The organism is Isoptericola sp. NPDC056573 (assembly GCF_042793335.1).
GTDB lineage: Bacteria > Actinomycetota > Actinomycetes > Actinomycetales > Cellulomonadaceae > Isoptericola.
This window is the reverse complement of sequence record NZ_JBHTUY010000011.1, coordinates 146,359-170,414: the sequence shown is the minus strand read 5'-3', so window position 1 is coordinate 170,414 and position 24,056 is coordinate 146,359. Positions and strand designations below refer to the sequence as shown.

Sequence of the window (24,056 nt, the reverse complement as noted above, 5' to 3'; positions counted from 1 at the left end):
CGGCTGTTCCCTCACGCCGTGTTGGCCCCCCCGCCCCCGGTGGCGGGTGGCCGGGGCGCCCGACAGCGTGCGGGCCGGCGGAGCTTCACCCCCCCCCGGGGGCCCGGGTCGCAGGAGGAGTCCTGCGACCGGGCCACTGCCCATTGTGCGAGGGCGACAGGGTCGCTATCGTCGCCTGGGTGTCGTGACCAATCTGTGATATTCATGCTTCAACGACCGTGACCCCGGGGCTGCCGGGGCGGGCCCCCGGAGACGGGTGGGAAGGCTCCCACCGCACCGCGCGGGGACGGTCATTCGTCGAGGAGGTGCCGATGCGTGCAGCGGTCGAGGTCCGGCCGGTCGAGCAGGACGACATGGTCGATGTCGCGCGCCTGGCGGAGCGTGCCGTCGAGGAGTCGCCGTCGGCCGCGCAGGGAACCCCCTCGGACGCCTCCCGCCTCCTGGAGCACCTGAGCGTGCTGCTGGGCGCGGGCGGGCAGGTCCTCGTCGCGAGCCACGAGGGCGAGATCTGCGGGTTCGCCGTGCTGCGCGTCATCGACCCGTTGCTGTTCGCGACGACCACGAGCCTGTACGTCGACGCCGTCTTCGTCAGCCCGTCGGCCCGGCGCCGCGGTGTCGGCCACGCGCTCCTCGCGGCCGCCGCCGCCGTGGCGGGGGAGCGCGGCGCCGAGAACGTCTACTGCGCGCCGGCCCCGGGTGCCCGCGGCATGCACCGCTTCCTCGCCCGGTTGGGCTTCGCCCCCACGTCGGGGCACCGCGTCGTCGCCACGGCGACGCTGCAGCGCCGCCTGGTCCAGGAGAACCCCCGCGGGACGCGGACGGCGGCCCGCGCGGGGCGCCGGGAGGCGACCCGCGCGGCGATCGAGGACCTCGTCGCCCGCCGTCGCCGCGCCCGGGCCGCGGGCCTGCCCACGGGCCCGGTCGACCTGCGGGCCTTCCAGGCCGAGCGCGACGCCGCGCTGCGCGAGGCCGCCGACCGGGCGGCCGACCGCGGCGAGGGCCCGGAGGGCCCGGACGGCGTGACCTCGCTCGGGGTCGCGACCCGTCGCGACCCGGCGAGCGAGTCCGTCCCGTCCTGAGCCGTCCGCCTCGAGCGGAGCCCTCCGTGGTCCCGCGGCCCGCGCCGCGTCCCCCGGCACCCCGGCCGGGACCTCAGCGGGCGTCGAGGATCATGCAGGTGAGTCGCGCGGTGCACACCCGGCGGCCGTCGTCGTCGGTGACGACGATCTCGTAGGCGGCGGTCGACCGCCCCAGGTGCAGGGCGGTGGCGACCCCGTGCACGCTTCCGGACCGCGCGCCGCGGTGGTGCGTCGCGTTGAGCTCCAGGCCCACCGCGGCACGCCCCGGCCCCGCGTGCTGCTGCGCGGCGACGGAGGCGAGGGTCTCCGCGAGCGACGCCGTCGCGCCGCCGTGCAGCAGCCCTGCCGGCTGGGTGTTGCCGGCCACCGGCATGGTGCCGCCCGTGCGTTCGGCCCCCACCTCCGTGAGCCGGATCCCGAGTCGCTCGATGAGCGTGCCCTGCGCGGCGGCGGTCCACTCCTCGAGGGTGCGGGGGAACCGGGGCGCGTCGGCGGTGGTGTCAGACATGGGCGATAGGTTGGCACCCGTGACGACCTCCGCGCGAACCGGGACCCGCCCACGCCTCCTGCTGATCGACGGCCACTCCATGGCGTACCGAGCGTTCTTCGCGCTGCCGGACACGCTGGTGACCTCCAGCGGCCAGGTGACGAACGCCGTCTACGGGTTTACCTCGATGCTGACGAACCTGCTGCGCGACGAGCAGCCGACGCACGCGGCCGTCGCGTTCGACGCCGGGCGGGTGACGTTCCGCACCGAGCGGTTCCCCGAGTACAAGGGCAACCGTGACGCGACCCCCGAGGTGTTCCGCGGGCAGGTGCCGCTCATCAAGGAGGTCCTCGAGGCGCTGCGCATCCCCGCGCTGCAGCGCGAGGGCATCGAGGCCGACGACATCCTGGCCACGCTCGCCCGCGAGGGGCGCGAGGCGGGCTTCGACGTCCTGGTCTGCTCCGGTGACCGGGACTCGCTGCAGCTCGTCACCGAGGACGTCACCGTGCTGTACCCGAAGCGCGGCGTGTCGGAGCTCGCGCGCATGACGCCGGAGGCCGTCGCCGAGAAGTACGGCGTGCCCCCGCAGCAGTACCCCGACCTGGCGGCCCTCGTGGGGGAGTCGAGCGACAACCTGCCCGGCGTGCCCGGCGTCGGCCCCAAGACGGCGGCCAAGTGGGTCACCACGTACGGCGGCCTCGAGCCGCTGCTGGAGCACGTCGACGAGCTCAAGGGCAAGGCGGCGGGCAACCTGCGGGAGGCGGTCGAGCAGGTGCGCCTCAACCGTGAGCTCAACCGGCTGCTGGACGACGTCGAGCTGCCCCTGTCGGTGGACCAGCTGGGGCTCGACGGGTTCGACCGGGAGGCCGTGCACCGGGTGTCCGACACCCTGCAGTTCGGCGCGCTGCGCGACCGCCTGCTCGCGGCGGACCCGTCCGCGGAGCCGGTCGAGGCGGTCGAGGTGGCGGGCGTGCAGGTCGCGCTCGCGGCGCTCGAGCCGGGCGGGCTGGGTGCCTGGCTGGCGGCGCGCTCCGGTCGCGCCCTGGGGCTCGAGGTCACGGGGACGCCGACGCCGGGTGCCGGCGACGCGTGGGACGTCGCGCTCGCCGACGACCACGACGGCGAGACCGCCGCCGCCGTCGTCGACCTGGCGGACGTGACGCCGGAGGACGAGAGCGCGCTCGCGACCTGGCTCGCCGACCCCGCGGCGCCGAAGGCCGTGCACGGCGCCAAGGCCGCCTGGCACGAGCTCGCCGGGCGCGGTCTGGACCTGCGCGGCGTGTCCTTCGACACCGAGCTCGCGGCATACCTCTGCTACCCCGACCAGCGTGGCTACGACCTCGCCGACCTCACGGTGCGCCTGCTCGGGCGCGAGCTGTCCGCGGGGGAGGCGCCCGACGCCGCCGGACAGGGCGCCCTGGACCTCGCTCTCGACGGCGGTGACGATGACCCACGGGCGCGGCAGGCGGCCGTGCGCGCGGCGGCCGTGGTCGACCTGGCGCAGGCCCTGGCCGGGCAGCTCGCGGACCGGGGAGCCGCGGGGCTGCTCACGGACCTGGAGCTGCCGCTCACGCAGGTGCTGGGCCGGATGGAGGCCACGGGCATCGCGGCGGACGTCGAGTACCTCACGGAGCTCGAGAAGCAGTTCGCCTCGATGGTGGCCGACGCGGCCGCCGACGCGTACGACGTGATCGGCCGGCAGGTGAACCTCGGCAGCCCGAAGCAGCTGCAGGAGGTGCTGTTCGACCAGCTCGGCATGCCCAAGACCAAGAAGATCAAGACGGGCTACACCACCGACGCGGCCTCCCTGCAGGACCTCTACGTCAAGACCGAGCACCCCTTCCTCGAGCACCTGCTGGCGCACCGCGACGCGACCCGGCTGCGCTCGACGGTCGAGGGGCTGCTCAAGTCCGTGGCGCCCGACGGGCGGATCCACACCACGTTCCAGCAGACGATCGCGGCGACGGGCCGCCTGAGCTCCACGGACCCGAACCTGCAGAACATCCCGATCCGCACGGAGGAGGGGCGGCGCATCCGCCGCGCCTTCCGGGTCGGTGAGGGCTACGAGACGCTGCTCACGGCGGACTACAGCCAGATCGAGATGCGGATCATGGCGCACCTGTCCGGCGACGAGGGGCTGATCGAGGCCTTCCGGTCCGGCGAGGACCTGCACCGCTACGTGGGCTCCCGCGTGTTCGAGGTGGCTCCCGCGGACGTCACGCCCGAGATGCGCTCGAAGATCAAGGCGATGAGCTACGGGCTCGCGTACGGGCTGAGCGCCTTCGGGCTGTCGCAGCAGCTCACCATCCCGACCGGCGAGGCGCAGTCGCTGATGGACGACTACTTCACCCGCTTCGGCGGGGTGCGCGACTACCTCACCGGGGTGGTCGAGGAGGCGCGGGCCACGGGGTACACCGCGACGATCCTGGGACGTCGCCGCTACCTGCCGGACCTCACGAGCGACAACCGCCAGCGGCGGCAGATGGCGGAGCGCATGGCGCTCAACGCGCCCATCCAGGGCAGCGCGGCCGACATCATCAAGGTCGCGATGCTCGGCGTGCAGCGCGAGCTCGACGAGCGCGGGCTCGCGTCGCGGCTGCTGCTCCAGGTGCACGACGAGCTCGTGGTCGAGGTGGCGCCGGGGGAGCGCGAGGCGGCGGAGGACGTGCTGCGGTCGCAGATGGGCTCCGCGGTGGAGCTGGACGTGCCGCTGGACGTCTCCGTCGGCGCTGGGGCGACCTGGCACGACGCCGGGCACTGACGGCTGACGGCCCGGCCGGCGCACGCGACAGGACGCCGGCCACGACGGGGAGGGGAGCACGATGGACCTCGGTCCGGCCCGCGCGGTCGCCGACCACGAGATCCCGACGCGCGCGGCGCTGCGCGTCGCGCCGGGCACCGTGGTGCGGGTCGGGGACCGCGACGACACCTGGCCCGCGTTCGTGTTCGTCACGACCGACGACGGGGGCAGCGGGTGGGTGCCCGCGCGGCACCTGGACGGCGCCCGTCCTGTCGCGGTGGTCCGCACGGCCTACGACACGCAGGAGCTGGCGGTGACCGCGGGCGAGCGGGTCGAGGTCACCGCCGACGACGCCGAGTCCGGGTGGAGCTGGTGCGTCGCGCGGGACGGCCGCGCCGGCTGGGTGCCGCACCGGGCGCTCGGGCCCGCCTGAGCCGGTCGGGCCCTTCGGGTCAGTCCTTGGTCGTGACGAAGATCGCGGTGCCGGGCAGCACGGCGCCGCGCTCCGGGCTCCAGCCGCCCCAGGTGGCGTCGTTCCAGTCCGGCCACTCGGGTTCGACGACGTCGCGCAGGCGCAGGCCGGCGGCGGCGACGTCGCGCACGTGGTCGCCGACGGTGCGGTGGTACTCGGCGTAGCGCACGTCGCCGAGGTCGTCGGTCTCGACGTAGGGACGCCGGTCGAAGTAGGAGCGGTGCACGGTGAGTCCCCGGGCGGTGGGGTCGTCGGGGAACGCCCAGCGGACGGGGTGCGTCACGGAGAACACCCACCGGCCGCCGGGCCGCAGCACGCGGGCGGCCTCGGCGTGCACCCGCGCCGCGTCCGCCACGAAGGGGATCGCCCCGTACGAGGTGAACACGATGTCGACGCTGGCGGGGGCGAACGGGAGCGACCGGGCGTCGGCCTGCACCAGCGGCACCGGTGTGCCCGTCGCCGCGTTGAGCCGTGCCGCGCCGGAGAGCATCCGTGCGGAGACGTCGGTGGCCACCACCCGGGCGCCGCGGCCGACCAGCCAGCGCGAGCAGTGCGCCGCACCGGCGCCGATCTCGACGACACGTGCCCCGGCGACGTCGCCGAGCAGGCCGGCCTCCGCCTCGGTGAGGCCCTCCGGGCCCCAGCGGAAGCCCGCGTCGCCGAGGAACGACCCGTGGTCGGCGAGGTAGTCGTCGGCGTTCTCGTCCCACCAGCCGCGCGCGGCCGCGTTGCCGGCGTCGTCGGGGACGTCGTCGTACCCCGCGTGCGTGACGGGACGGGGCGCGGGAGGATGGTCGCTCACCCGGCCATCGTGGCACGGGGCCCCGCGTTGACCCCTCGCCTGGCCATCGATAAGATTGTCCGCGGTGCAGTGCGCCCGGGGCCGTCCTTGAGCTCGAATCGCCGTCGTCACGACGTTGCGGCGGATCGATCGTCACGTCGACAACCCGGTGCCCTCGCCACAGACCCTGTCCGCACTACGTCCTGTCCGCATCGGAGCATCTACTCAATGACCATCTCCACCACGAAGTCCGCCCCGCAGGTTGCCGTCAACGACATCGGCACCGAGGAGGACTTCCTTGCCGCCGTCGACGCCACCATCAAGTACTTCAACGATGGTGACATCGTGGAAGGCACGATCGTCAAGGTCGACCGCGACGAGGTCCTCCTCGACATCGGTTACAAGACGGAGGGTGTGATCCCGTCCCGGGAGCTCTCCATCAAGCACGACGTGGACCCGGGCGAGGTCGTCGCCGTGGGCGACGCCGTCGAGGCTCTCGTCCTCCAGAAGGAGGACAAGGAGGGTCGCCTGATCCTGTCGAAGAAGCGCGCTCAGTACGAGCGCGCCTGGGGCACGATCGAGAAGATCAAGGAGGAGGACGGCGTCGTCACCGGCACCGTCATCGAGGTCGTCAAGGGTGGCCTCATCCTCGACATCGGTCTTCGTGGCTTCCTCCCCGCCTCCCTCGTGGAGATGCGTCGCGTCCGCGACCTCGCGCCGTACGTCGGCAAGGAGATCGAGGCCAAGATCATCGAGCTCGACAAGAACCGCAACAACGTGGTCCTGTCGCGCCGTGCCTGGCTCGAGCAGACGCAGTCCGAGGTCCGCTCCACCTTCCTGCAGACGCTGCAGAAGGGCCAGGTGCGCCCCGGTGTCGTCTCCTCGATCGTCAACTTCGGTGCGTTCGTGGACCTCGGCGGCGTCGACGGTCTGGTGCACGTCTCGGAGCTGTCCTGGAAGCACATCGACCACCCGTCCGAGGTCGTCGAGGTGGGCCAGGAGGTCACCGTCGAGGTGCTCGACGTCGACCACGACCGCGAGCGCGTCTCCCTGTCGCTGAAGGCGACGCAGGAGGACCCGTGGCAGACCTTCGCCCGCACGCACGCCATCGGCCAGGTCGTGCCCGGCAAGGTCACGAAGCTCGTGCCGTTCGGTGCGTTCGTCCGCGTCGAGGACGGCATCGAGGGCCTGGTGCACATCTCCGAGCTGGCCGTCCGCCACGTCGAGCTGCCCGAGCAGGTCGTCAGCGTCGGGGCCGAGGTGTTCGTCAAGGTCATCGACATCGACCTCGAGCGTCGCCGCATCTCGCTGTCGCTCAAGCAGGCCAACGAGGGCATGGACCCGGAGTCCGAGGACTTCGACCCCGCGCTCTACGGCATGGCTGCCGAGTACGACGAGAACGGCGAGTACAAGTACCCCGAGGGCTTCGACCCGGAGACCAACGAGTGGCTCGAGGGCTTCGAGACGCAGCGCGAGGCCTGGGAGGCGGAGTACGCCAAGGCGCACGCCCGCTGGGAGTCGCACCGCGAGCAGGTCCGTGCGGCCATCGCGGCGGACGCCGACGCGGCTGTGAACGACGCGGTCCCCGGCAGCAGCTCCAGCAGCTCGTCGTCGTCCTCGTCCTCCTCCTACTCGTCGGCCCCGCCGGCGCAGGAGGCCGCGGGCACGCTCGCCTCGGACGAGGCGCTCGCCGCGCTCCGCGAGAAGCTCACCGGCAACTGATCGGCGACTGACACCGTCGGGTCGTCCGCGACCCACCGGTAGCCCACGGCGGCCCGTCACCCCTCGGGGTGGCGGGCCGCCGTCGTGCGCCCGGCCGGTCGTTACTCGTTCGTGCTCGCCGCAGCGCCCGCGAACTGCGTCGCGTGGAGCTCGGCGTACAGGCCGCCCGCGGCGAGCAGCTCGGCGTGCGTGCCGGTCTCCACCACGCGGCCCTCGGCGAGGACGACGATCGCGTCCGCCGCCCGGACGGTCGACAGCCGGTGCGCGATGACGAGGGACGTGCGGCCCGCCAGCGCCTGGTCGAGCGCCGCCTGCACGGCGGCCTCGGACTCCGAGTCCAGGTGGGCGGTCGCCTCGTCGAGCACGACGACGTCCGGCGCCTTGAGCAGCAGCCGCGCGATCGCGAGCCGCTGCCGTTCGCCGCCGGACAGGCGGTAGCCGCGGTCGCCGACCACGGTGTCGACGCCCTCGGGCAGCCGGCCGACCAGGTCCCAGATGCGCGCCTGGCGCAACGCCCGCTCGAGGTCCTCGTCGGTCGCGTCGGGCCGGGCGAAGCGGAGGTTCGCCGCCACGGTGTCGTGGAAGAGGTGAGCCTCCTGGGCGACCACGCCGACCGTGCCCCGCAGCGACGCGGCGGTGACGTCCCGGAGGTCCGCGCCGGCGATGCGCACGGCACCGGAGGTGGGGTCGTACAGGCGCGAGACGAGCTGGGAGACGGTCGTCTTGCCGGCCCCGGAGGGCCCGACCAGCGCGACCATCGCGCCGGCGGGCACGGAGAACGACACGTCGCGCAGCGTGTCCTCGGTGGGGTCGGAGCGCAGCGTCGCGACCGACTCGAGGGAGGCGAGAGAGACCTCGTCGGCCCTCGGGTACCGGAAGGTCACGTGGTCCAGCTCGACGGAGGCGCCCCGGGCGGCCACGGCCGCCCTCAGGTCGGCTGCGCCGGGCTTCTCGGCGAGTGCAGGCTCGAGGTCGAGCACCTCGAGCACGCGCTCGAAGCTGACCAGGGCGGTCATGACGTCGACCTGGACGTTCGACATCGCGGTGAGCGGCCCGTAGAGGCGACCGAGGTAGGCGGTCAGCGCGACGACGGTGCCGACGGTGAGCTCGCCGGCGATCGACTGCAGCCCGCCCAGACCGTAGACGGCGGCGATCGCCAGGGACGCGAGCGTCGTCAGCCCGACGCGGAACCAGGTGCCGAGCAGCGCGGTGCGGACGCCGAGGTCCCGCAGCCGGCGCACCTGGGCCGCGTACCGCGCGCTCTCCGCCTCCGGGTCGCCGAACACCTTGACCAGGTGGGCGCCCGCGACGTTGAAGCGTTCGTTCATCATCTGCCCGGCGTCCGCGTTGAGGTCGTACCCGGTGCGCGCCAGCCCGGCGAGTCGGCGCCCGAACCAGCGGGCGGGCAGCACGAACGCCGGGACGAGCACCAGGGACACCAGGGTGAGCTGCCACGACATCGCGAGCATCGCGGCGAGGGTGAACGCGATCGTCAGCCCGTTGGAGACGACGGTCTGGAGCGTGGACGTGAACGCCTGCTGCGCGCCGAGCACGTCACCGTTGAGCCGCTGCACGAGAGCGCCGGTCCGCGCCCGGGCGAAGAAGGCGAGGGGCATCGTCTGGACGTGGTCGAAGACGGCGGACCGCAGGTCGAGGATCAGTCCCTCGCCCACCCGCGACGACAGCCAGCGCTCCGCCACCGCCAGGGCGGCCGTGACGAGCGCGATCCCCGCCGCGGCGGCGGCCATCGCCAGCACGAGCCCGCGGTCGCCGGTCCCGATGCCGTCGTCGATGAGGCGGCGGAACAGCAGCGGCGTGACGGCGCCGGCGGCCGCGCTGAGCACCAGCAGCCCGACGAACGCCGCGAGCTGTGCCCGGTACGGGCGGGCGAAGCCGAGGATGCGGCGGAGCGTCGAGCCCGCGAGCCGACGGTCCTTCACGGTCGCGTCGTTCAGGTACGACCGCATCATCGGTCCGCCCGCCATGGCACCTCCCGGCCCGCCCCGGCCCGGTGCCGCTGGGCGCTCATGGCGGGAAGCCTACGCCGGGGGCAGGATGGGCCCATGCTTCGCATCGGCCTCACGGGCGGCATCGCCGCAGGCAAGTCCGTCGTCGCGCGCCGCCTCGCCGAGCTGGGCGCCGTCGTGATTGACCACGACGTCCTCGCCCGGGAGGTGGTGGAGCCCGGCACGGTGGGGCTCGAGGAGGTCGTCGCGGCCTTCGGCGAGGGCGTCCTCGCCCCGGACGGCTCCCTCGACCGCCCGGCGCTGGGGCGGCTCGTCTTCGACGACACGGCCTCCCGGGCACGGCTCGAGGGCATCCTGCACCCGGAGATCCGCCGCCTGGCGGCCGAGCGGGAGGCGCTCGCCGGGGCCGCGGACGACCGGGCCGTCGTGGTCCACGACATCCCGCTGCTGGTCGAGACCGGCCAGGCCGATCATTTCCACCTGCTCGTGGTCGTGCACGCCCCCGCGGAGCAGCGGGTCGCGCGCCTCGTCGACGGACGCGGCCTCGACGACGGTGCGGCGCGGGCCCGCGTCGGGGCGCAGGCGACGGACGAGGAGCGGACCGCCGTCGCTGACGTGGTGCTGGACGGTTCCGGCACGGAGGACGGGCTGCGCGAGCAGGTCGACGCGCTCTGGCAGCGGCTGCGCGCGGAGGTGGACGAGGAGTCCGACGCCGCGTCGTCGGCCTGACGCCGCCGACGCACGCCCGGGCGGCCGGCGACGGCACGACGACACCACGAGGGCGCTCGACCGGAGGGATCCGGTCGGGCGCCCTCGTCGTCGGGTCGGCCGCGACCCCGGCGGGGCGGCGATCACGGCCGGTGCGCCGGTGGCCACCCGGAGCGCGGCGGGCGTCGGCCGCTGCCGTCTGCCCGGGCGACGGCTCAGCCGCGGGACGTGCCTCGGGTCGTCCGACGACGGAGCGCGACGAGGAGCGCGCCCGCACCGAGCAGGGCCGCGGCCGCGGCGGCGACGAGGCCGACCTGCGCGCCGGTGCGGGGCAGCGCGTCCTCGGCCGGTCGGTCGGAGGACGCCGGCGTGGGCTCCGCGCCGGCCACGGCCGCCGCGGCGGCGAGGTCGTCGTCCGGGAGCGTCGTGCCCTCGTCGCTCCCGCCGACGGGAGCCGCGCCGTCCGCGGGGCTCTCGCCGTCCGCCTCCGAGGCCGGTGACGTCGTGGACGGGCCGGGGGCGGCGTCCTCGGTGGTCGTGGGGGACGGCTCCGTGGTCGGCGCCGGGGTCTGCGACCCGTCCCCGCCGTCGTCGCCGTCGCCCTCGTCGGTGGCGCCGCCCGGCGGGGTGACCGCGGGGAGGTCGACGCACTCGCCGGTCCACGGGTAGTTGTGGTGCTCGATGCCGTGTCCGCCCGTGTAGGAGACGTCGCCCGCGGCGAGGACCCGGCCGTTCGTGCTCGTCGCGACGGTGAGGGTGCTGTCCGTGCCGGGGACGACGAGGCTGCCCGGGAGCTGGCCGTTCGTGCCGAGGTCGACGGAGGCGGCGTCGGGGAAGGACCACAGGAGGGACCTGCCGAGGAACTGGGTGGCCTGGTAGACCCGGTCGCCGGCGACCTCGACGTGGTCGAGCGTCATCGACACGGCTGCCCCCGAGACCGTGATCGTGACGGGCTCCCTCCCGTCGATCCTGAGGACCTGGAGGTCGCGCGCCTCGGCGGCGGTGATCCGGTAGGAACCGGGGGCCCGCAGGGTCAGCACCCCGCTCTCGGGATCGACGTCGGTCGCCGACGCCTCGGCCTGGTCGGACAGGGCGCGCGCCAGGGCCGGGTAGCCGGAGTAGGCGGCGAGCGCGGCCTCGCGTCCGACCTCCGCGCGGACGCTGCCCCGGGCGCGGTCGACGAAGGACTCCGTGCTCACGTCGCCGACGATCCGTCCGCCGACCACGACGTTGCCGCCGCCGGGAGTGTTGAAGCCGACCTGGAGGCGCGGTCCGGCCGCCAGGTCACCGCCCACCACGAGGTGGTCGCGGCCGCCCGCGGGCGCGATCGCGGAGCCGCCGCCCCCGGCCGTGCCGACGTTGAGGGAGTCGGGGCCGCCGTCGCGTGCGAGGTCGGCGTCTCCCGCGACGACGACCCTGCCCTCGAGCTCCTTGGCGCGGGAGACGGCGAGGTCGCCGCCGACGTAGATGCCGACCCCGTCGTCCACGACGACGGCCTCGTCGTAGACGCCGACGGGACGGTCGGCCCCCAGGTCGGCGCACCACGCGACCGGGGCCGCGCCGTCGGTCGCGAGGGCGGCGACGGGGGCCAGGGCCGGCGCGGCGACGAGCGCCGCGCACGCACCCAGGACGACCGGGCGACGCAGGGTGACACGGGGGACACGGGGGGCGACGGCGGGCATAGGTCTCCACGGGACTCGGGCGCGCCGCGAGGGCGCGGGCGGACGTGCGGTGCCCGGGCACGGGCTCGCCGTCACCCTAGGGTTGCGACTCTTTCCTTACAAAATAAATGTCGGAATTTCACCCCCTGTCCGGGTCGTTCCCCGGGGCGGCAGTGGGTGTCGGGGGCGCGCCGTACGGTGGTGCCATGCGACCCGTGACCGACCTGCAGCGTGCGGTGGCCCCCTTCGAGGTGGTGTCCGACTACGAACCCTCGGGGGACCAGCCCACCGCCATCGCGGACCTCGCGTCCCGTGTGCAGGCGGGGGAGAAGGACGTCGTCCTGCTCGGCGCGACCGGCACCGGCAAGAGCGCGACGACGGCGTGGCTCATCGAGAAGCTGCAGCGGCCCACGCTCGTCATGGCGCCCAACAAGACGCTCGCCGCGCAGCTCGCCACCGAGTTCCGCGAGCTGCTGCCGAACAACGCCGTCGAGTACTTCGTGTCGTACTACGACTACTACCAGCCCGAGGCGTACATCGCGCAGACGGACACCTACATCGAGAAGGACTCGTCGATCAACGACGAGGTGGAGCGGCTGCGGCACTCGGCGACGTCGTCGCTGCTGACCCGGCGCGACGTCATCGTCGTCGCTTCCGTGTCGTGCATCTACGGCCTCGGTACCCCGCAGGAGTACGTCGACCGGATGGTGCGGCTCGACGTCGGCGACGTGGTCGACCGGGACGACATGCTCCGTCGTTTCGTGCAGATGCAGTACACGCGCAACGACCTGGCGTTCACGCGCGGGACGTTCCGCGTGCGCGGCGACACGGTGGAGATCATCCCGGTGTACGAGGAGCTCGCCGTCCGCATCGAGATGTTCGGCGACGAGATCGAGTCGATCCAGACCCTGCACCCGCTCACGGGCGAGGTGATCCGCAACGAGCAGAGCGTCTACCTCTTCCCGGCCACGCACTACGTCGCGGGCCCGGAGCGGATGGAGCGGGCGATCGGCGGCATCGAGGCCGAGCTCGCCGACCGCCTGGCGGACCTCGAGCGGCAGAACAAGCTGCTGGAGGCGCAGCGGCTGCGCATGCGCACCACGTACGACATCGAGATGATGCGCCAGATCGGCACGTGCAGCGGCATCGAGAACTACTCGCGGCACATCGACGGCCGCGAGCAGGGCTCGCCCCCGAACACCCTGCTCGACTACTTCCCCGAGGACTTCCTGCTCGTCATCGACGAGTCGCACCAGACCGTGCCCCAGATCGGCGCGATGTTCGAGGGCGACATGTCGCGCAAGCGGTCGCTCGTGGAGCACGGGTTCCGCCTGCCGAGCGCGATGGACAACCGGCCGCTGCGCTGGGAGGAGTTCGTCGAGCGGATCGGGCAGACGGTCTACCTGTCCGCGACCCCGGGCGACTACGAGCTCTCCATGTCCGACGGCGTGGTGGAGCAGGTCATCCGGCCCACCGGCCTGGTGGACCCGCAGGTGGTCGTCAAGCCGACCACGGGTCAGATCGACGACCTGCTGCACGAGATCCGCGAGCGCGTCGAGAAGGACGAGCGCGTGCTGGTCACGACGCTCACCAAGAAGATGGCCGAGGACCTCACGGACTACTTCCTCGAGAAGGACGTGCGCGTGCGGTACCTGCACTCGGAGGTCGACACGCTGCGTCGTGTCGAGCTGCTGCGCGAGCTCCGGCTGGGCGAGTACGACGTCCTGGTCGGCATCAACCTGCTGCGCGAGGGCCTGGACCTGCCCGAGGTGTCCCTGGTGGCGATCCTCGACGCCGACAAGGAGGGCTTCCTGCGCTCCGAGCGGTCGCTCATCCAGACGATCGGTCGCGCGGCGCGCAACGTCACCGGCCAGGTGCACATGTACGCGGACAAGATCACGCCGGCCATGCGGTACGCCCTCGACGAGACCGACCGCCGACGTGCGAAGCAGGTGGCGTACAACGAGGAGCACGGGATCGACCCGCAGCCGCTGCGCAAGAAGATCGCGGACGTCACCGACATGCTCGCCCGCGAGGACATCGACACGCAGGAGCTGCTGTCCGGCGGGTACCGCAAGGCCCCGGCGTCCGCGCAGGGCAAGGGCCGCGCGCCCGTGCCGGGCTCGCCGAAGGAGGGCGCCACCACCGGCAACAGGCTCGCCGGCGCCGCCGCGGGCGAGCTCGCGGAGCTGATCCAGGAGCTCAGCGACCAGATGCACGCCGCCGCCGCGGAGCTGCAGTTCGAGGTCGCGGCGCGCCTGCGCGACGAGATCGGCGGGCTGAAGAAGGAGCTGCGGCAGATGCAGGCCGCGACGGCCTGAGCGCGCGAGCCGTGCGCCGCGGCGCACGTTCGTGGCCACCGCGGCAGGCGGCGATCGCGTCGTGACATGCGCGGATGGCCGGTCCGAGGTCTCATGTAAGGTGTGCGGGTTGGAGGGGAGTACCCCGCCCACGGTGAGGTCGTCATCACGTCCGGCACGGATGCCGGACCGGCCTCGTCGGCCCGGACGTCAGGCTCGCAGCCGCTCCGGGTGGGGAAGACCTCCGGTGCTCAGTGCTACGTACCGGAGGAGTTTCCATGGATGTGCCCGTCTGGGTCTGGATCGTCACCGTCGGCGTGATCCTCGCCATGCTCGCGGTCGACTACGTCGGCCACGTGCGCACCCCCCACGCCCCCACCCTGCGCGAGTCGGCCACGTGGTCCCTGGCCTATGTCGCGGTCGCGGTCGTGTTCGGCGTGATCGTGTGGATCGTGTGGGGCGGGACGTACGGCGGCGAGTACTTCGCCGGGTACATCACCGAGAAGTCGCTCAGCGTCGACAACCTGTTCGTCTTCGTCCTGATCATGACGAGCTTCCGGGTGCCCCGGGAGTACCAGCAGCGGGTGCTCCTCATCGGCATCACGATCGCGCTGGTGCTGCGCACGGTGTTCATCATCGCCGGCGCCGCGATCATCGCGAACTTCGCCTGGGTGTTCTACATCTTCGGCGCCTTCCTCATCTGGACCGCGATCGCCCAGGCGCGCTCGGGCACGGGCCACGACGAGGAGTGGAACGAGAACGGCCTGCTGCGCCTGACGCGCCGGGTGTTCCCCACGACCGACTCCTACGTCGGCGACCGGATGACCACGAAGATCGACGGCAAGCGGTTCATCACGCCGATGCTCATCGTGATGGTCGCGATCGGCAGCGCCGACCTCCTGTTCGCGGTGGACTCGATCCCCGCGATCTTCGGCCTCACCCAGGAGACGTACCTGGTGTTCGCGGCCAACGCGTTCTCGCTGCTCGGCCTGCGCCAGCTCTACTTCCTCGTGGACGGGCTGCTCGACCGGCTCGTCTACCTCAACTACGGGCTGGCGGCGATCCTCGGCTTCATCGGTGTCAAGCTGGTGATCCACGCGCTGCACACCAACGAGCTGCCGTTCGTCAACGGCGGTGAGCACGTCGAGGCCATCCCCGAGATCCCGACCACCCTGTCGCTGGGCTTCATCGTGGTGGTGCTCGCCGTCACGACGATCGCCTCGCTCGCCCGTGACCGGCGCGACCGTCGGGCCCGCGCGGTCGTGGCCCCGTCCTCCGAAGGAGATGCATGATCCACGAGCTGCCGATCTGGTTCGAGTGGGCGTCGCTCGCGGCGCTGATCGTCCTGCTCGCCGTCGACCTCGCGATCGTCGGCAGGCGCCCCCACGTGCCGAGCATGAAGGAGAGCGGCCTGTGGGTCGGCTTCTACGTGGCCCTGGCGCTGGTGTTCGGACTGGTCGTGCTCGCCGTGGGCGGCTCCGCCCCTGCCGGGGAGTTCTACGCCGGCTGGCTCACCGAGTACTCCCTGAGCGTGGACAACCTGTTCGTCTTCGTCATCATCATGTCGCGGTTCGCGGTGCCGAAGCAGCACCAGCAGATGGTGCTGATGGTCGGCATCATCATCGCGCTGGTGCTGCGCGGCGCGTTCATCCTCGCCGGTGCGGCGATCCTCGAGCAGTTCGTGTGGGTGTTCTACCTCTTCGGCGCGTTCCTCATCTACACGGCCGTGAAGCTGGTGGCGGGCGGTGACGACGAGGAGGAGTTCAAGGAGAACGTCGCGATCCGCCTCCTGCGCCGCGTGCTGCCGGTGAGCAAGGAGTACGACGGCGCCAAGGTGCGCACGGTGGTCGACGGCAAGAAGCTGTTCACCCCGATGCTCGTCGTGTTCGTGGCGATCGGCTCGACGGACCTGCTGTTCGCGCTCGACTCGATCCCGGCGATCTTCGGGCTGACGAAGGACCCCTTCATCGTCTTCACCGCGAACATCTTCGCCCTCATGGGGCTGCGGCAGCTCTACTTCCTGCTCGGCGGCCTGCTCGAACGGCTGGTGTACCTGCCGATCGCCCTGGCCGTCATCCTCGGGTTCATCGGCGTCAAGCTCATCCTTGAGGCGCTGCACACCAACACGCTCCCGTTCATCAACGGGGGCGAGCACGTCGCCTGGGCCCCCGAGATCCCGATCTGGCTGTCCCTGACCGTGATCCTCGGCTCGATCGCGATCGCCACCGTCGCGAGCCTGGCGAAGACGCGGCGCACGGCCGCGGTGGCCGCGAAGGAGACGACCCCGACGGACGCGACCGGCCCGGAGCCGTCGTCGACGGCGGTGACGCAGGACGCGGAGCCGGAGTCCAGCTCTTCGTCCGCCTCTTCGTCCGCCTCACCGGGGCCGGAGGCCACGGGGCGCTGACGACACGAGCGCGGGCCCCGGACGGTACGCCGTCCGGGGCCCGCGCTCGTCGACGGGCGTCAAGCGGCGAAGCCGCCGATCACCGGGACGAACTCACGTGCCGCGCGGTGCGCGACCAGTCCTTCGCGGCGCATGGGGTCGGCCGCGAGCAGCTCGAGCGCCCCGGTCGCGTCGGCAGCCTCGACGACCAGGAGCGCGCCGCCGGGCTCGCCGTCGGGCGTGGCGGGCAGCGGGCCGGACACGCGGAGCGCGCCGCTCTCGTGCAGGCCGCGAAGGAACGCCCGGTGCTCGGGCCGGACCTCCGCGAGGCGGTCGGGGTCGGTGACGTAGACGTACGTGACGGCGTAGACGGACATGGCCGTATCCAAGCACCCCGGGCCGGTGCCGGCGGTGGGCGTCCAGGCGGGTCAGGGAGAGCGTCCGGGTGTGACCGGTCAGGCATCGGAAACCGCATAGAACGCCTGTACGAATGTCGGCGCTCCGACGTAGGATGCCCGGGTGAGCAACCGCCTCGTCATCTCCGGCGCCCGCGAGCACAATCTGCGCAACATCGAGCTCGACCTCCCGCGCGACGAGCTGATCGTCTTCACCGGCCTGTCCGGCTCGGGGAAGTCCTCCCTGGCGTTCGACACGATCTTCGCCGAGGGGCAGCGACGCTACGTGGAGTCGCTCTCCGCGTACGCGCGCCAGTTCCTCGGGCAGATGGACAAGCCCGACGTCGACTTCATCGAGGGCCTCTCGCCCGCGGTGTCGATCGACCAGAAGTCGACCAACCGCAACCCCCGGTCGACGGTCGGCACGATCACCGAGGTCTACGACTACCTGCGCCTGCTGTTCGCCCGCGCGGGGACGCAGCACTGCCCCGTGTGCGGGGAACCGGTGCGTTCGCAGACGCCGCAGCAGATCGTCGACAAGCTCCTCGAGCTGCCGGAGGGCACGCGCTACCAGGTGCTCGCGCCCGTCGTGCGGGGGCGCAAGGGCGAGTACGCCGACCTGTTCGCCGAGCTGCAGACGCAGGGCTTCGCCCGCGCGCGGGTCGACGGCGAGGTGGTGCAGCTGACCAGCCCGCCCACGCTCGAGAAGAAGCTCAAGCACGACATCGAGGTCGTCGTGGACCGCCTCGTGTCACGGGACGGCGTCCAGCGTCGCCTGACGGACTCGGTGGAGACCGCGCTGCGGCTCGCGGGCGGCCTCGTCATGGTCGAGCTCGTCGACGCCGACATCGACGACCTCGACCGGGTGCGCAAGTTCTCGGAGAAGCGGGCGTGCCCCAACGACCACCCGCTCGCGCTCGACGAGATCGAGCCGCGGACCTTCTCCTTCAACGCGCCGTACGGCGCGTGCCCGGAGTGCACCGGCATCGGCTTCCGCCTCGAGGTGGACGCCGACCTCGTCGTCCCGGACGAGGAGAGGACCCTGCGCGACGGCGCCGTCGTGCCGTGGGCGCAGACGTCGTCCGAGTACTTCGAGCGGGTGCTCACCGCCCTGGCGGAGGAGATGAGCTTCTCCATGGACGTGCCGTGGCGCGCCCTGCCGCAGCGCGCCCGCGACGCGATCCTGTTCGGCCGCAACCACCAGGTGCACGTGCGGTACAAGAACCGGTGGGGCCGCGAACGGCAGTACTCCACGGGCTTCGAGGGCGCGGTGACCTTCCTGGAGCGGCGGCACCGGGAGACCGAGTCCGACTGGTCGAAGGAGAAGTACGAGGCGTACATGCGGGAGGTGCCGTGCCCCGTGTGCTCGGGGGCGCGGCTCAAGCCCGAGGTCCTCGCGGTCACGGTGGGGGGCAAGTCGATCTGGGACGTGTGCCGCCTGCCGATCGACCAGGCCAAGCACTTCCTCGACGGGCTCGAGCTGGGCGAGCGCGAGCGCGCCATCGCGGCCGAGGTGCTCAAGGAGATCCACGCCCGGCTCGGCTTCCTCGTCGACGTGGGCCTGCACTACCTGTCGCTCGAGCGCCCGGCGGGCACCCTGTCGGGTGGGGAGGCCCAGCGCATCCGGCTCGCGACCCAGATCGGCTCCGGCCTGGTCGGCGTGCTGTACGTGCTCGACGAGCCGTCGATCGGCCTGCACCAGCGCGACAACCACCGCCTCATCGAGACGCTGACCCGCCTGCGGGACCTCGGGAACACGCTGATCGTCGTCGAGCACGACGAGGACACCATCCGCGCGGCCGACTGGATCGTCGACGTCGGCCCCGGCGCGGGCGAGCACGGCGGCCGCGTGGTGCACTCGGGCGACTACGCCGGGCTCCTCGAGGCCGAGGGCTCGATGACCGGCGCCTACCTCTCCGGCCGGCGCAGCATCGCGCTGCCGGCGGAGCGTCGCGCGACCGACCCCGGCCGGAAGGTCACGGTCGTCGGTGCCCGGGAGAACAACCTGCGGGGGATCGACGTGTCGTTCCCGCTCGGGGTGCTCACGGCGGTCACCGGCGTCTCGGGGTCGGGCAAGTCGACGCTCGTCAACTCGATCCTGCACACCGTGCTCGCCAACGAGCTCAACGGCGCGCGCCAGGTGGCGGGCCGCCACACCCGGGTCACGGGCGTGGACCAGCTCGACAAGGTGGTGCACGTCGACCAGGGCCCGATCGGGCGCACGCCGCGGTCCAACCCGGCCACCTACACCGGCGTGTGGGACCGGATCCGCAAGATCTTCGCGGAGACGGAGGAGGCGAAGGTCCGCGGCTACGGGCCGGGGCGCTTCTCCTTCAACGTCAAGGGCGGCCGGTGCGAGGCGTGCGCGGGCGACGGCACGCTGAAGATCGAGATGAACTTCCTGCCCGACGTCTACGTGCCGTGCGAGGTGTGCCACGGCGCGCGGTACAACCGCGAGACCCTCGAGGTGCACTTCAAGGGCAAGACGGTCGCGGACGTGCTGGACATGCCGATCGAGGAGGCCGCGGAGTTCTTCGCGGCGTTCCCCGCGATCTCGCGCTACCTCACCACGCTGGTCGAGGTGGGCCTCGGATACGTCCGCCTCGGGCAGCCGGCGCCGACGCTCTCGGGCGGTGAGGCGCAGCGGGTCAAGCTCGCGAGCGAGCTGCAGAAGCGCTCCACGGGCCGCACGATCTACGTGCTGGACGAGCCGACCACGGGCCTGCACTTCGAGGACATCCGCAAGCTGCTCGGCGTGCTGCAGTCGCTGGTGGAGAAGGGCAACACCGTCCTCGTCATCGAGCACAACCTCGACGTCATCAAGAGCGCCGACTGGATCGTCGACATGGGGCCGGAGGGTGGCTCGGGCGGCGGGACGGTCGTGGCGGAAGGGACTCCTGAGGAGGTCGTGCGGGTCGAGGCCAGCCACACGGGTCGGTTCCTCGCGCCGATCCTCCAGGCGCACCCGGCCGTGCCGGTGGCGGCCCCGGCCGGCCGGGCGAGGTCCGCCGCCGCGACGTCGACCTCGTCGGCGCCGCGGGCCCGCGGCTCGGCGAAGGCCACCGCCCAGGGGGCGGCGAAGGGCTCCGGGAAGACGAAGGCGACGGGGAAGTCCACGACGAAGCGTCCCGGTAAGCGCAGCGCCGCCTGACGCCCTAGCGTGTGGCCATGGGTGCGCACCACAACTACGCCGTGACCGTCGCCTGGCCCGATGCTGCCGAGGGCGGTGCCGCTGCTCCCGGTGGCGGTCCGGGGACGACGTCCTACACGTCGTACTCCCGGGACCACACGGTGCTCGTCGCGGGCAAGCCGCCGCTTCCGGGCAGCGCCGACCCGGCGTTCCGGGGCGACCCGGCGCGGTACAACCCGGAGGAGCTGTTCGTCGCGAGCCTCGCGCAGTGCCACATGCTGTGGTTCCTGCACCTGGCCGCCGAGCACGGCCTCGTGGTCCGTGAGTACGTGGACGAGACGACCGGCACGATGCGCGTGGAGTCCCGGGGCGAGGGGCAGTTCACGGACGTCACGCTGCGGCCGAGGGTGACCGTCGACGCGGGGCCGCAGGCGACGGACGAGGCGGTGGCGGCGCTGCACCACCGCGCGCACGCCCTGTGCTTCATCGCTCGGTCGGTCAACTTCGCGGTTCTCGTGGAGCCCGCGCCGGTGCGGCTCGCGGCGCCGGCTCCGTAAGGGGCCGCCCCGACCCGAGCGGGTGATCTATACCAGTCCGGTCACACTGTCGTGTCGGCTGTTGACGTGGCGTCCGCGCGTGAATATTTTCCACTCCATCCCCGTGGTGGATGGGAGATATTTCCGTGAGCGGTGCGGAACCCGCCGCAACGGCTCACCGTGGCGCGAGACGAGGAGGTCGGCGCAGGGCCCGAGCGGGCAGGCAGCACGGTTGACGGGGCGTCCAGCGACGCACCCTGACACGAAGGGCATCAACGACGATGACCAACAACCTCACCACTGACCAGAGCAACATCACCCCCCAGCCCTCCCGTCGGTCGGTGCTCCGTGCCGTGATGTACACGGCCGCCGCCGTCCCGTTCGGCCTCCCCCTCGCGGCATGCGCCACGGGTGGGGGAGGCGGCGAGGAGACCACCAGCGCCGCACCCGGCGGCGAGCAGGACGCGAAGAACCCGTTCGGCATGGCCGAGAACACCACGGTCGACGCGGTGATCTTCGACGGCGGCTACGGCGTCGACTACGTGGAGTTCGCCGGCACGGTCCTCGCCGGGTTGCACGCCGGCTCGACCGTGAAGGTCTCGCCCTCGACGCAGATCGCCACGGAGCTGCAGCCACGGTTCGTCGGCGGCAACCCGCCCGACCTGGTGGACAACTCCGGCGCCCAGTCGATCGGGTTCAACACGATCCTCGACCAGCTCGAGGACCTCACGGACATCATCGACGCGCCCAACGTCGAGGGCACGACCATCCGGGAGACCCTCTACGAGGGCGTCCTCGCGCCGGGGACCTACGGTGACAAGTTCGCGGCCCTCAACTACGTGCTCACCGTCTACGGCGTCTGGTACTCGGGCAGCCTGTTCGAGAAGAACGGGTGGACCCCGCCCGCGACCTGGGAGGAGGCCAAGGCACTCGGCGCGGAGGCGAAGAAGGCCGGCAAGTACCTGTTCCTGTGGGGCACCGAGGCCGCGACCTACTACCAGACGCTCGCGATCGAGTCGGCCATCAAGGAGGGTGGGGACGAGGTCCGGCTGTCGCTCGAGAACCTGAAGCCCGACTGCTGGTCGAACGACGCGCTCCAGGCGACCTTCACGATCATGAAGGAGATCATCGACGCCGGGTACTTCAAGCCCGGCGGGTCGGGGACGCAGTTCACGGCCGCGCAGGCGCAGTGGAGCAACAAGCAGGAGGCGCTGCTCTACCCGTCGGGCTCCTGGATCGAGAACGAGATGAAGGACCAGACGGCGTCGGACTTCCAGATGAAGGGCGTCCCGAGCTTCTCTGTCACGGCGAGCCCGGCCATGCCGGCCACCGCGCTGCACTCGACCGCCGGCGAGCCGTTCATCGTGCCGTCGCAGGCGAAGAGCGTCGCGGGCGGCAAGGAGCTGCTGCGCGTCATGCTCTCGAAGGAGGCGGCCACCAACTTCTCCAAGACGAAGCTGGCCCCGACGATCGTGAAGGACATCGTCCCCGCCGACGGGTTCGGGTCGACGGCGCTGGTGTCGCAGACCGAGATGCTCAGCGCGGCCGGGACCGACATCTTCACGTTCAACTTCGTCAACACGTACGGCATGAACCAGGAGCAGCTCCCGATCTGGAACTCCTTCCTCGACGGCAAGAAGTCGGTCGCCGACCTGACCAAGGAGCTGCAGGCGATCACGGACCGCATCGCGAACGACGACACGATCGACAAGATCGAGGTGTCATGACCGCCATCCCTGGCGCCGGGCAGATCCTGCCCACCGGCGAGGGGGCTGCCGCGGGGCCCGGCAACGGGCCCCGCCGGCGGCGGGCCGGTGGGTGGTCGTTCGACACCGTGAGCTTCTTCGTCGTCTGCCTCGGTCTGCCGCTCGCCCTGTTCCTCGTCTTCGTGATCTGGCCGTTCGTGCAGGCCGCGTTCTACGCCCTCACCAACTGGTCGGGCTTCTCCACCCAGTTCGACGTCGTCGGTATGGCCAACTTCACGACGCTGCTGCAGGACCCGCGGTTCGTCAACGCCGTCGGCAACAGCGTGATGTTCGGCCTGTTCATCCCGCTCATCACCATCGCCATCGCCCTGACGTTCGCGATCCTCATCACGGTCGGCGGGTCGGGCAAGGGACAGGTGCGCGGCGTCCGCGCCGCGGGCTTCTACCGCGTGGTCTCCCTCTTCCCCTACGTGATCCCGGCCATCGCCGTCGGCATCATGTGGCGCCTGATCCTCGACCCGAGCAACGGGCTCGTCAACGGCGTCCTCACGGGGCTCGGGCTGGACCGCTTCCAGTCGTTCGCCTGGTTGGGGAACGTGGGCACCGCGATGCCGGTGACGATGTTCGTCGTCGTGTGGGGGTTCGTCGGCTTCTACATGCTGCTGTTCATCGCGGCGATCAAGGGCGTGCCGTCGGAGATCTACGAGGCGTCGCGGATCGACGGCGCCGGACGGTGGCGCACGTCATGGTCCATCACCCTGCCGCTCATCCGGGACAACGTGCAGACCGCCTACATCTACCTCGGGATCATCGCGCTCGACCTCTTCGTGTACGTGCAGGCGCTCAACCCTCAGGGCGGCCCGGACAACTCGACGCTCGTGATGTCCCAGCAGCTGTTCCGCACGGCGTTCACGGAGGGGAAGTTCGGCTACGCCAGCGCGATGGGCGTGGCGATGGCGATCGTGACCCTGGTGTTCGCCGCGCTGGTGTTCACCGTGAACCGCCTCGCCGGCGGGCGCAGCGAGAGGGGCCGAGGATGACCGCCCACGCCCAGGCGATGCCGCGCACGGCTCGCGCCGTCCCGCGGTCCCGCGCCGCCCACGCGGCCGGCGGCGACCGTCTCGCGGCCGGGGTCTCCCACACCGTCCTCGTGATCTGGTGCATCCTCGTCATCGCGCCGATGATCTGGGTGTTCATCGGATCCTTCAAGACGAGCGCGGAGATCTTCGCCTCGCCGTTCTCGTTGCCGGCGAACTGGTCGTTCACGAACTACGAGAACGCGTGGGTCGACGCCCAGATCGGCCGAGCCTTCGTGAACACCATCATCGTGGTCGGGACCGCCCTGGTGCTCGTCATGCTCCTCGGGGCGATGTGCGCCTACGTGCTCGCCCGCTTCGAGTTCCCCGGGCGACGGGCGATCTACTACCTCATGCTGGCGGGCCTGACGTTCCCGGTCTTCCTCGCGATCGTCCCGCTGTTCTTCGTGCTCCAGAACGCCGGCCTGCTCGGCACGCTGCCAGGGCTGATCGTCGTGTACGTGGCGTTCGCGCTGCCCTTCACGGTGTTCTTCCTCTACGCGTTCTTCCGAGGCCTGCCGGACGACATCGCCGAGGCGGCGGCGATCGACGGCGCGGGGCACTGGCGGACCTTCTTCCAGGTGATGATGCCCATGGCGCGGCCGGGCATGGCGTCGGTGGCGATCTTCAACTTCCTGGGACTGTGGAACCAGTTCATCCTCCCGATCGCGCTGAACCCCGAGCAGCAGAACTACGTCCTGTCCCAACGGCTGGCCGCGTTCGTGTCGTCGGCGGGGTACGCCGTGGACTTCGGCGCGATGTTCGCGGCGGTGGTGGTGACGATCGTGCCGGTGCTCATCGCGTACCTGATCTTCCAGCGACAGCTCCAGGGGTCGGTCTCGGCGGGCACGATGAAGTAGCCGGCCCCGGCTCCGGGCCGCCGGTCGCGACGCCGGGGCGTCGGTGGCCT

The 24,056-nt window shown here is 72.0% G+C and carries 18 protein-coding genes; 13 read left to right on the top strand and 5 right to left on the bottom strand.

The window, feature by feature from the left end:
- The first annotated feature begins 311 nt into the window (after positions 1-311).
- Complete coding sequence (locus tag ACFQ8E_RS18420; protein ID WP_430552013.1) at positions 312-1,079, top strand: GNAT family N-acetyltransferase; 768 nt, start codon at positions 312-314, stop codon at positions 1,077-1,079.
- A 73-nt stretch (positions 1,080-1,152) separates the two neighbouring features.
- Here ACFQ8E_RS18420 and ACFQ8E_RS18415 read toward each other — a convergent pair whose 3' ends face one another.
- Positions 1,153-1,587 carry a hotdog fold thioesterase gene (locus ACFQ8E_RS18415; RefSeq protein WP_430552012.1) on the bottom strand — a complete coding sequence of 145 codons (435 nt, stop codon included), beginning with the start codon at positions 1,585-1,587 and terminating at the stop codon, positions 1,153-1,155.
- On the opposite strand from ACFQ8E_RS18415, the gene polA reads away from it, so the two are divergent.
- Together polA and ACFQ8E_RS18405 are read left to right on the top strand one after the other, a co-directional pair.
- Positions 1,586-4,327, top strand: coding sequence for a DNA polymerase I (gene polA, locus ACFQ8E_RS18410; protein WP_430552011.1), 2,742 nt, complete (start codon positions 1,586-1,588; stop codon positions 4,325-4,327). The two genes, ACFQ8E_RS18415 and polA, sit on opposite strands and share 2 nt — an antisense overlap.
- A gap of 61 nt (positions 4,328-4,388) precedes the next feature.
- Positions 4,389-4,739 carry an SH3 domain-containing protein gene (locus tag ACFQ8E_RS18405; RefSeq protein WP_430552010.1) on the top strand — a complete coding sequence of 117 codons (351 nt, stop codon included), beginning with the start codon at positions 4,389-4,391 and terminating at the stop codon, positions 4,737-4,739.
- 19 nt (positions 4,740-4,758) lie between these two features.
- Here ACFQ8E_RS18405 and ACFQ8E_RS18400 read toward each other — a convergent pair whose 3' ends face one another.
- Positions 4,759-5,580, bottom strand: a complete 822-nt coding sequence (locus ACFQ8E_RS18400; RefSeq protein ID WP_430552009.1) for a class I SAM-dependent methyltransferase — start codon at positions 5,578-5,580, stop codon at positions 4,759-4,761.
- Positions 5,581-5,787: 207 nt separating this feature from the next.
- Here ACFQ8E_RS18400 and rpsA point away from each other — a divergent pair, with 207 nt between their 5' ends.
- Positions 5,788-7,281, top strand: coding sequence for a 30S ribosomal protein S1 (gene rpsA / locus ACFQ8E_RS18395; protein ID WP_430552008.1), 1,494 nt, complete (start codon positions 5,788-5,790; stop codon positions 7,279-7,281).
- A 101-nt stretch (positions 7,282-7,382) separates the two neighbouring features.
- Here rpsA and ACFQ8E_RS18390 read toward each other — a convergent pair whose 3' ends face one another.
- Positions 7,383-9,266, bottom strand: coding sequence for an ABC transporter ATP-binding protein (locus ACFQ8E_RS18390; protein ID WP_430552007.1), 1,884 nt, complete (start codon positions 9,264-9,266; stop codon positions 7,383-7,385).
- Positions 9,267-9,344: 78 nt separating this feature from the next.
- On the opposite strand from ACFQ8E_RS18390, the gene coaE reads away from it, so the two are divergent.
- Complete coding sequence (gene coaE, locus ACFQ8E_RS18385) at positions 9,345-9,977, top strand: dephospho-CoA kinase (protein WP_430552006.1); 633 nt, start codon at positions 9,345-9,347, stop codon at positions 9,975-9,977.
- Between the two features lie 194 nt (positions 9,978-10,171).
- Here coaE and ACFQ8E_RS18380 read toward each other — a convergent pair whose 3' ends face one another.
- Positions 10,172-11,638 carry a choice-of-anchor A family protein gene (locus tag ACFQ8E_RS18380; protein WP_430552005.1) on the bottom strand — a complete coding sequence of 489 codons (1,467 nt, stop codon included), beginning with the start codon at positions 11,636-11,638 and terminating at the stop codon, positions 10,172-10,174.
- Between the two features lie 185 nt (positions 11,639-11,823).
- Here ACFQ8E_RS18380 and uvrB point away from each other — a divergent pair, with 185 nt between their 5' ends.
- From uvrB to ACFQ8E_RS18365, 3 genes are all read left to right on the top strand, one after another.
- On the top strand, positions 11,824-13,938 hold the full coding sequence (uvrB, locus tag ACFQ8E_RS18375; RefSeq protein WP_430552004.1) for an excinuclease ABC subunit UvrB: 2,115 nt from the start codon (positions 11,824-11,826) through the stop codon (positions 13,936-13,938).
- 257 nt (positions 13,939-14,195) lie between these two features.
- Positions 14,196-15,209, top strand: coding sequence for a TerC family protein (locus ACFQ8E_RS18370; protein ID WP_430552003.1), 1,014 nt, complete (start codon positions 14,196-14,198; stop codon positions 15,207-15,209).
- On the top strand, positions 15,206-16,324 hold the full coding sequence (locus tag ACFQ8E_RS18365; RefSeq protein WP_430552002.1) for a TerC family protein: 1,119 nt from the start codon (positions 15,206-15,208) through the stop codon (positions 16,322-16,324). Before ACFQ8E_RS18370 ends, ACFQ8E_RS18365 begins: the two co-directional genes overlap by 4 nt.
- Positions 16,325-16,383: 59 nt before the next feature.
- Here ACFQ8E_RS18365 and ACFQ8E_RS18360 read toward each other — a convergent pair whose 3' ends face one another.
- Positions 16,384-16,680: a YciI family protein gene (locus ACFQ8E_RS18360; protein WP_430552001.1), complete on the bottom strand. Its 297-nt coding sequence runs from the start codon at positions 16,678-16,680 to the stop codon at positions 16,384-16,386.
- 142 nt (positions 16,681-16,822) lie between these two features.
- Here ACFQ8E_RS18360 and uvrA point away from each other — a divergent pair, with 142 nt between their 5' ends.
- The 5 genes from uvrA to ACFQ8E_RS18335 all read left to right on the top strand — a co-directional run bounded on the left by uvrA (position 16,823) and on the right by ACFQ8E_RS18335 (position 24,006).
- Positions 16,823-19,849 carry an excinuclease ABC subunit UvrA gene (gene uvrA / locus ACFQ8E_RS18355; protein WP_430552000.1) on the top strand — a complete coding sequence of 1,009 codons (3,027 nt, stop codon included), beginning with the start codon at positions 16,823-16,825 and terminating at the stop codon, positions 19,847-19,849.
- Positions 19,850-19,866: 17 nt separating this feature from the next.
- On the top strand, positions 19,867-20,385 hold the full coding sequence (locus tag ACFQ8E_RS18350; protein ID WP_430551999.1) for an OsmC family protein: 519 nt from the start codon (positions 19,867-19,869) through the stop codon (positions 20,383-20,385).
- Between the two features lie 260 nt (positions 20,386-20,645).
- Positions 20,646-22,091 (top strand): N-acetylglucosamine/diacetylchitobiose ABC transporter substrate-binding protein, encoded by a 1,446-nt coding sequence (ngcE, locus tag ACFQ8E_RS18345; protein ID WP_430551998.1) that lies wholly within the window; start codon positions 20,646-20,648, stop codon positions 22,089-22,091.
- Positions 22,088-23,110 (top strand): carbohydrate ABC transporter permease, encoded by a 1,023-nt coding sequence (locus ACFQ8E_RS18340; protein ID WP_430551997.1) that lies wholly within the window; start codon positions 22,088-22,090, stop codon positions 23,108-23,110. The genes ngcE and ACFQ8E_RS18340 overlap by 4 nt, the downstream gene beginning before the upstream one ends.
- Positions 23,107-24,006: a carbohydrate ABC transporter permease gene (locus ACFQ8E_RS18335; RefSeq protein ID WP_430551996.1), complete on the top strand. Its 900-nt coding sequence runs from the start codon at positions 23,107-23,109 to the stop codon at positions 24,004-24,006. The genes ACFQ8E_RS18340 and ACFQ8E_RS18335 overlap by 4 nt, the downstream gene beginning before the upstream one ends.
- The last annotated feature ends 50 nt before the right edge of the window (positions 24,007-24,056 follow it).